The sequence below is a fragment of the Methylobacterium sp. genome (genome assembly GCF_019750675.1).
GTDB lineage: Bacteria > Pseudomonadota > Alphaproteobacteria > Rhizobiales > Beijerinckiaceae > Methylobacterium.
The window spans coordinates 1-7,597 of the sequence record NZ_JAIEOF010000199.1 but is presented as its reverse complement, the minus strand read 5'-3'; the positions used below and the strand labels follow the sequence as shown (position 1 = coordinate 7,597).

Below are 7,597 nucleotides of genomic sequence, written 5' to 3'. Positions count from 1 at the left end.
GCGGGCGTAGCTCAGTCGGTTAGAGTGCCGGCCTGTCACGCCGGAGGTCGCGGGTTCGAGTCCCGTCGCCCGCGCCATCGCCTTCGGGCCGACCCACCTCGCTTTTCAGGCCCGCCACCCTACTCTCATTCTCTGGATCTTTCCGGAGGGCGACGAATGTCGGGCGTGTTCTTCCTGTATTTCACGGCCTGCCTCGCCCGCGCGCCGGACACCTGCGAATCACGGAAGCTCGCCCTGGACGTGGAGGATGCTCCGGCCTGCCTGCACGTCGCCCAGCCGCAACTGGCACGGTGGATCGGCACGCACCCCGAGTTCCGCATCACCGGGTGGCGCTGCGGTGCACCCCTGCGCGATCGTGGGACGCGGATCTGACGCCGATCTCCCGTGGTGCCGGGGCCACAGGGGCCGGAACCCGTGCGCAAGCAGGGCAATGACGCCGTGTTTTCGCCGTATCGGAGGGCAAGGCGAGGGACGCCCAGCCGCCCCACCGAGATCCGCCCGCATCGATGCGCAACGTCCTTACCCTTCTCCGTCGTCCCTGTTCGCGCGGCGCCCGCCTCGGCGGCTCCGTCATGGGCCTGTCCGTCCTGCTCATGCTGGCGGGCTGCGGCGCACCGAGCCTCCTCGCTCCGGACCAGCCGACGAGCCTCGTCATCCTCGACGAGCAGGCGGCCGCCGCCGCGATCTCGCGCTACCGCGCGCAGCACGGGCTCGGCCCGGTCGTCATCGATTCGAGCCTGATCCGGGCCGCCTCCTATCAGGCCGGCACGAACGCGAAGGCCGGCCGGCTGAGCCACGAGATCGGCGGCACCTTCAATGCTCGCATGGCGGAGGCCGGCTTCGGCCGCACCTACGCGTCCGAGAACCTCAGCGCCGGCTCGGCGACCTTCGACGAGGTGCTGGCCCGCTGGAAAGCCTCGCCCGAGCACAACAAGAACATGCTCATGCCTCAGCTGAAGCGCGTCGGCATCGCGCGGGTCGATGCGCCGGGCACCCGCTACAAGCGCTTCTGGGCGCTGGTGATGGCCGGGGGCTGACGCCACTGGGTTTAAAACTCAGAGCGCCTCGTTGCCCGCCGGGATCGCGGCCGGATGCAGGGGCTGCGCGCGCTGCTGGGCGCTCTGGAACAGGCGCTCGCTGGTGAGCTTGAGGAAGTAGAAGCCGAATTCCGGGTTCTGATAGTAGAGCTGCTTGACCTCCGAATAGGAGATCCGCAGCGCCTGTCCCGCCTCGACGCAGACCAGGGAGGCGGTGCGGGTGTTGCCCGGCGAGAGCAGCCCGAGTTCGCCCACCACGCCGCCGGCCCGCACCAAGATCCCGTATTCGGGAATCCGGAAGACGCCGCCTTCGACGTAGTACATCTCGTTCGCGTCCTCCCCCTTGCGGAACACGGTCTGCCCCGCCTTGAAGCGGATCGTGTTTCCGAAGGGCTTGAGCCAGTCGAGGGAGAGGTCGCCGTCGGCCGCCGTCTCAACCTGGCGCACGAGGCGGGCCATCTGCCAGAGGCGGAAGGCGTTGAATGGAATCTGGATCGCCTCCGTAAGGACGACGGGCCAGCTTCCGATCAGCGCGCCATAGGTGATGACCGCCACGCTGGCGACCAGGGCGATGATTCGCAGCGGGATCATGGTCGTCATCGCCGAGGCGGTGATGGTGAGCGCGGTGCCGAGATATCCGATGGCCTCGACCCAATCGAGGCTGAGCCCGTTCATGTCATGGCCTCCGGTTCATGGCCTTCCGTTCTTGGCCTCCGGCTCGGGCCCTCCGGCTCCTGGCCTCCGGTCGATCGTGTCCGACCGCCCTCGCAGACGCTCGCGAGTCTCGCAAGGCACGCCCGGCATGGGGTCAGTCTTGCGGGGCCTCGGCAGCCGCCTCGGCCAGGCCATCCTGCAGCGAGCGGATGATCGTGCGCATCTCGGGGACCATCGCGACCGCCTTGGCGATCCGCTGCGCCTCCGCGCGGCTCATCAGGCCCGAGGCGGCGCGCTGATCCGCATCGTCGGAGAAGTAGGTCCAGGCGACAGCGAGGCCGTCCGCATCCTCGACGCAGAAGCTGCCCGTCCGCTCGGCCACGGTCCAGGGCGGCGGGAAGGCCCGCGCGGGCGTCGTCGGGTCGTCCGTTTCATCCGCCACGGGACACCTCTGCGCTGGGGACGACCGGCCCGCACGACGCATCGGCGCATCCAGGGCTCCGTGCCCCTCTGCCCGCCCGTCGGCCGGAGGTCAATCCGGTCTCGCGTGCGCGTCCCGTCCGGGGGTTTCCGAAGTTCCCGGGGTTTCCGAAGTGCGGTGGCTCACGCCCCGACCGCGTGCAGGACGATCTCGCGCCGATGCGGCCGGTCGCGGTGCTCGATGAGGTAGATCCCCTGCCAGGTTCCCAGGGCGAGGCGTCCGCCGACGACGGGCACGCCGAGGGTCGCATCCGTGACCATCGTGCGGATGTGGGCGGGCATGTCGTCCGGCCCCTCCGCACCGTGCACGTAGCCGGCATGGCGCGGCGCCAGACCGTCGAGGGCGGTGAGGAGGTCGGTCTGCACGTCCGGATCGGCATTCTCCTGGATCGTCAGGGAGGCCGAGGTGTGCCGGCAGAACACGGTGACGAGACCGGTCGCGATGCCGCTCTGGCCCAGGAACTCCACGACTGCTGGAGTGATGTCCGTGAACCCCTGCCCCGGCGTCGTCACCGTGAGCGTGGCGCCGGCCTGCCGCGCGACCGGGCCGGCGGACAAGCCCTGCAGCGCGCCGATCTTGCCCGGATTCTGGCCCGGATTCCTGCCCGAATGCCTCATGCGCCCGCCTCCTTCAGGGTCTCGCCCGGCGCGATCTCGCTGATCCCGCGCGCCAGGATGGTCTCCAGGGCCTCGATCCGGTCCGCCTCCGCCGCCGGCTTGTCCCAGCGGATGCGCGCCACCCGGGGAAACCGCATGGCGACCCCGGATTTGTGCCGGGTCGAACGCTGCACGCCCTCGAAGGCGATCTCCAGCACGAGGCCGTGGTCGAGCCCATAGGCGACCTCGCGCACCGGGCCGAAGCGCTTGGTGGTGTTGTTGCGGACGTAGCGGTCGAGCTTCTGCAATTCCGCGTCGGTGAAGCCGTGATAGGCCTTGCCGACGGGCACCAGCTCCGGGCTGCCGTCCTCGCGGGCCCGCCAGACCCCGAAGGTGTAGTCGGAGTAGAACGACGAGCGCTTTCCGTGTCCGCGCTGGGCGTACATCATCACGGTGTCGACCCGGAACGGCTCCCGCTTCCACTTCCACCACGGACCCTTGGGCCGCCCGGGCAGGTAGGCGCTGTCGCGGGCCTTCAGCATGATGCCCTCGATGGCGTCGGCATCCGCGCCCGCCCCCACGGCGGCCGGGTCGGCGCGGGCCACGGCGAGATCCTCCCAGGTCGCGAACGGCACCAGGGGGGAGAGGTCGATCCGGGCGTGGTCGAGGGCGGCCACGAAGGCTTCGAGGCGCGCCCGGCGCTCCGTGAAGGGCAGCGGGCGCAGGTCCTCGCCCTCGGCCTGCATCAGATCGTAGGCGCGGACATGGGCGGGAAACTCCTCCAGGAGCTTCGGCGTCACGGCCTTCCGGTTCAGGCGCTGCTGGAGCACGTTGAAGCTCTGCACGCGTTGCTCACGCAGGATCAGCAATTCGCCGTCGATGGCACCCGAGAAGGTGATGGCCTCGGCCAGATCCGGGAAGGCGCCGGAGATGTCCTCGCCGGTGCGTGAATAGATGCGGGCGACCTGCGCGCCGTCCGCGTCGCGCCCGCCGACCAGCTGGACGCGGATGCCGTCCCACTTCCATTCGCCGGAGAAGGCCGCCGGATCGAGCTTCTCGAAATCGCCCGCCTCGTCGATGGGGTGGGAGAGCATGGGCGGCCGGAACGGCGCCGGGTTGAGGGTGGTCGGCCGTTCGGCCCGGCCCTCGACCCAGGCGAACAGGGTGGCGTAGGGCGGCTCCAGCCCGTGCCAGACCTCCTCGACGGCGTCGGCCTCGTGGCCGCCGAGCGCCGCGATGGCGGTCTTGGCGAGCCGGGCCGAGACGCCGACGCGCAGCGCGCCGGTGATGAGCTTGAGGAGCGCCCAGCGCCCGGTCTCGTCGAGCGCGTCGAGCCAGTCGGCGATGCGGGCGGGCAGGTCGGCCTTCTTCACGGTGCCGAGCGTCTCGACCACCTCGGCCAGCGTCGGCACGTGCGGCGGCGGGTTGTTGTGGCCGATGGGAGCGACCGCCAGAGGCTCCCTCTCCTGGAAGGAGAGGGTTGGGGTGAGGTGTGTGACCTCTCCGGATGAGCCACGCACCTCACCCTGTCCCTCTCCTTTCAGGAGAGGGGACCCGCGCTGCCGGCCCGATTCGGATAAGCCGCCGTCATTCGATGAGATGGGATGGGGCGCCGGCCAGATCAGGGCCGTGGTCTCGGCCAGATCCCCGACGTAGTTGTGCGAGAGCCCGAACAGCACCGGGTCGATCCGCGCCTCGACCAGACCCCGGATCATCGCGGGCTTGGCCTCGCGGAACGTGAGCCCGCCCGTCATCGCGGCGAGCGCGTAGCCGCGCTCCGGGTCGGGGGCGTGGGTGAAATAATCCTGCAGCAGGCGCAGCTTGGCGTTGCGGCGCGGCTCGTAGGCGAGGCGGTCGAGGAGGTGGGCGAACTCGTTCACGCGGCCTCCTCCGCTACGGCGGCGGGCTCGGATTCTCCGTCGTCGCCGTAGCCCAGCAGGTGCAGGGGCTTGGCCTTGATCCCTTGTGTTCCACACCAATGCACCAGGGCGTCCTCCTGCCCGTGCGTGACCCAGACCTCGCCGGCCCCGGTCTCCCGGATGGTGCGGCAGAGGTCCGGCCAGTCGGAATGGTCGGAGATGCAGAGCGGCAGCTCGACGCCCTTCTGCCGGGCCCGGGCGCGCACCCGCATCCAGCCCGAGGCGAAGGAGGTGACGGGATCGGGGAACTTGCGCGACCAGACGTCCTGGATCGAGGACGGCGGGCAGAGCACGATGGCCCCGTGGAGCTTGGCGCGCTCGGCGGCGACGACCTTGGGGGTCTCGCCGAGGGGAATGCCCTCCTGCTTGTAGAGCTCGGTCAGCTTCTCCATCGCGCCGTGCAGGTAGATCGGCCGGTCGTAGCCGGCCTCCCGCAGGAGCGCCATGACGCGCTGCGCCTTGCCCAGCGCGTAGGCGCCGACGATGTGGGCGCGCTCGGGGAACAGGGCCACGGAATCGAGGAGCTTCCTCACCTCGTCGCGGGTGTCCGGCATCCGGAACACCGGCAGGCCGAAGGTCGCCTCGGTGATGAACACGTCGCAGGGCACCACCTCGAAGGGCAGGCAGGTCGGATCGTAGGCGCGCTTGTAGTCGCCCGAGACGACGACCCGGACGCCCTGGGCTTGAATCGCGATCTGGGCCGAGCCGAGCACGTGCCCGGCCGGCGCGAAGCGCACGGTGACGTCGCCGATGCGGATCTCCTGACCCAGCGGCGCCTCCTGCCGGCTCTCGCAAAAATCCGCCCCGTAGCGCACCGCCATGATCCGCAGGGTCTCGCCCGTGGCGAGCACCCGCCCGTGGCCGGCCCGGGCATGGTCGGCATGCCCGTGGGTGATGAGGGCGCGCGGCACCGGCCAGGTCGGGTCGACATGGAAGCCGCCGAGGGGGCAGTACAGGCCCTCGCGGGTCAGGGTGAGAAGATCGCTGGCGCTGAAACTCATTGGCGCGCCATATAGGGCGCCCGACGCACCCGCGCAGCCTCATGTCCCATACGATCACCTCCGGCGACCTCCGTGCCGACCGGCGCTACGACTACGCCCAGGGCTGCCTCGACGACGGCGATCCCGACGCCGCCGCCGAAATGGCCGAGCAGACCCTGGAGATCGCCCCGCGTTTCGCCCCGGCCTGGTTCCTCCTCGGCCGGGCCCGCGAGACCCGCTACCTGCGGGGCGGGCAGGCGGGCGACCACCACGCGGCCCTGCGCGCCTACGCCGCCGCCCTCGACATCGACCCCGAGGATGCGCAGGGCGCCCGCCTCGCCCTGGTGCGGATCGGCGCCGGCGAGGCCGCCACCGCGATCTCGCCGGGCTACGTCCGGGCGCTGTTCGACGCCTACGCGCCGCGCTTCGACCGCCACCTCGTCGAGGGCCTGTCCTATCGCGGCCACGGCCTCGTGGTCGACGCCCTCGACGCCGTGGGGGGCCCGGGGGCGCCCCTCGGGCGGGTGATCGACCTCGGCTGCGGTACCGGACTCGTCGGGGCCGCCCTCGCCGGCCGGCCGGAGCACCTGACCGGGATCGACCTCTCGCCCGGCATGCTGGCCGAGGCCGGGCGGCGCGGCCTCTATCATCGGCTGCTGGAGGGAGAGCTGGTGGCGGCGCTCGGCGCCGAGGAGGCCGGCTCGGCCGACTGCATCTTCGCCGCCGACGTCGTGATCTACGTCAGCGACTTCTCCGGCATGGTCTCCGGCAGCGCCCGCGTCCTGCGTGCCGGCGGACGCCTCGCGTTCACGGTACAGTCGCATCCCGGCGACGGGCTGAACCTGGGACCGGACGCGCGCTACGCCCACGGCGACGCGTTGGTGCGAGAGACCCTGGCGGCGGCGGGCCTCGAGCTCGAACGCTTCGAGCCGGCCGTCGCGCGGCGCGAGAACGGCGTCGACGTGCCCGGCCGGGTCATCGTGGCCCGGCGTCCGGACCGTTCAAATTTTCGTTGTCGCCCTTGAGCGCCGGCGCACGACGCGGTTGAACCAAACCGGAGCGTGACTGTTGCCCCGGATGCATCGGTGCACCCCGCCCGCGGCCTCTGCGCGAGGCCCGGCTCCGCACTGGGAATACCGGCCTTACGCCACCGTAGTTCAACCGCCACACGGGACGGAGGATTAGCAGACCTATGGCTGAGACGCAGAACAAGTCGTTCCCCGCGAGCGCCGCGACACGCATCCCCTTCGCGCTGGCGCTCTCGGCGGTGGCGGGCTGCGCCGACTCGATCGGCTTCCTCGAATTCTCGCAGCTGTTCATGTCCTTCATGAGCGGAAACACGACGCGATTCGGCGTCTCGGTGAGCCGGTTCGATTGGGAGAGCACCTCGCGCGTCGCCTCCGTCATCGTGCTGTTCTGCTTCGGGGCCTTCGCGGGCACGCTCATCGCCGCCTGGGTCGGGCGCTGGCGCCTCTCGGTGCTGCTGCTCCTGCAATCGGTGTTGCTCACCATCGGCCTCATCGTGCCGCACGGGACCTTCGCGTTCCCGCTCCACGCCTACCCGATCGTGATCGCGCTCGGCCTCCAGAACGCGACCCTGCAGGACGAGGGCGGTCGCAGCCTCGCGCTGACCTACGTCACCGGCGCGGTGGTGCGGTTCGGCACCGGCCTCGCCAACCTGATGCTCGGCACCGTCGCGCCCTCGTTCTGGATCCAGGCCCCCCTCTGGGCGGCCCTCAGCACCGGCGCGGTGATCGGCGGCTTCCTGCAGATGCGCTACGGCGAGGACGCCTTCCTGTTCCCGGCCGCCGTCTCGGCGCTCCTGGCCCTCATCGCCCTGGTGCTGACGATCGCGAAGCCGGGCAGCCGCTACGTCAGCGGCGAGGTCGAGACGCACCCGCCGGACGGCACGGCGGCGGCCAAGATCTGA

9 protein-coding genes and 1 tRNA gene are annotated in these 7,597 nt (G+C 70.8%); 5 read left to right on the top strand and 5 right to left on the bottom strand.

Annotated elements, in window-relative coordinates:
- From K2X24_RS10505 to K2X24_RS10495, 3 genes are all read left to right on the top strand, one after another.
- A tRNA-Asp gene (locus K2X24_RS10505) sits at window positions 1-77 on the top strand.
- A 79-nt stretch (window positions 78-156) separates the two neighbouring features.
- A complete protein-coding gene (locus K2X24_RS10500; RefSeq protein ID WP_292497607.1) occupies window positions 157-372 on the top strand; it encodes a hypothetical protein in 216 nt (71 codons plus the stop codon).
- A gap of 221 nt (window positions 373-593) precedes the next feature.
- Entirely contained in the window at window positions 594-1,037 is a 444-nt protein-coding gene (locus K2X24_RS10495) for a CAP domain-containing protein (protein ID WP_238275547.1), read from the top strand.
- Window positions 1,038-1,055: 18 nt separating this feature from the next.
- Here the strand turns inward: K2X24_RS10495 and K2X24_RS10490 are convergent, their stop codons facing one another.
- The 5 genes from K2X24_RS10490 to K2X24_RS10470 all read right to left on the bottom strand — a co-directional run bounded on the left by K2X24_RS10490 (window position 1,056) and on the right by K2X24_RS10470 (window position 5,688).
- Window positions 1,056-1,712 carry a cyclic nucleotide-binding domain-containing protein gene (locus K2X24_RS10490; protein ID WP_292497604.1) on the bottom strand — a complete coding sequence of 219 codons (657 nt, stop codon included), beginning with the start codon at window positions 1,710-1,712 and terminating at the stop codon, window positions 1,056-1,058.
- Between the two features lie 133 nt (window positions 1,713-1,845).
- On the bottom strand, window positions 1,846-2,133 hold the full coding sequence (locus K2X24_RS10485; RefSeq protein WP_292497601.1) for a hypothetical protein: 288 nt from the start codon (window positions 2,131-2,133) through the stop codon (window positions 1,846-1,848).
- 161 nt (window positions 2,134-2,294) lie between these two features.
- A complete protein-coding gene (locus K2X24_RS10480; protein ID WP_292497599.1) occupies window positions 2,295-2,789 on the bottom strand; it encodes a secondary thiamine-phosphate synthase enzyme YjbQ in 495 nt (164 codons plus the stop codon).
- Window positions 2,786-4,648: a cisplatin damage response ATP-dependent DNA ligase gene (locus K2X24_RS10475; protein ID WP_292497597.1), complete on the bottom strand. Its 1,863-nt coding sequence runs from the start codon at window positions 4,646-4,648 to the stop codon at window positions 2,786-2,788. Before K2X24_RS10475 ends, K2X24_RS10480 begins: the two co-directional genes overlap by 4 nt.
- A complete protein-coding gene (locus K2X24_RS10470) occupies window positions 4,645-5,688 on the bottom strand; it encodes a ligase-associated DNA damage response exonuclease (RefSeq protein WP_292497596.1) in 1,044 nt (347 codons plus the stop codon). The genes K2X24_RS10475 and K2X24_RS10470 overlap by 4 nt, the downstream gene beginning before the upstream one ends.
- A 41-nt stretch (window positions 5,689-5,729) precedes the next feature.
- Here K2X24_RS10470 and K2X24_RS10465 point away from each other — a divergent pair, with 41 nt between their 5' ends.
- Window positions 5,730-6,692, top strand: coding sequence for a methyltransferase domain-containing protein (locus K2X24_RS10465; protein ID WP_292497594.1), 963 nt, complete (start codon window positions 5,730-5,732; stop codon window positions 6,690-6,692).
- 167 nt (window positions 6,693-6,859) lie between these two features.
- Window positions 6,860-7,597 (top strand): YoaK family protein, encoded by a 738-nt coding sequence (locus tag K2X24_RS10460; RefSeq protein WP_292497592.1) that lies wholly within the window; start codon window positions 6,860-6,862, stop codon window positions 7,595-7,597.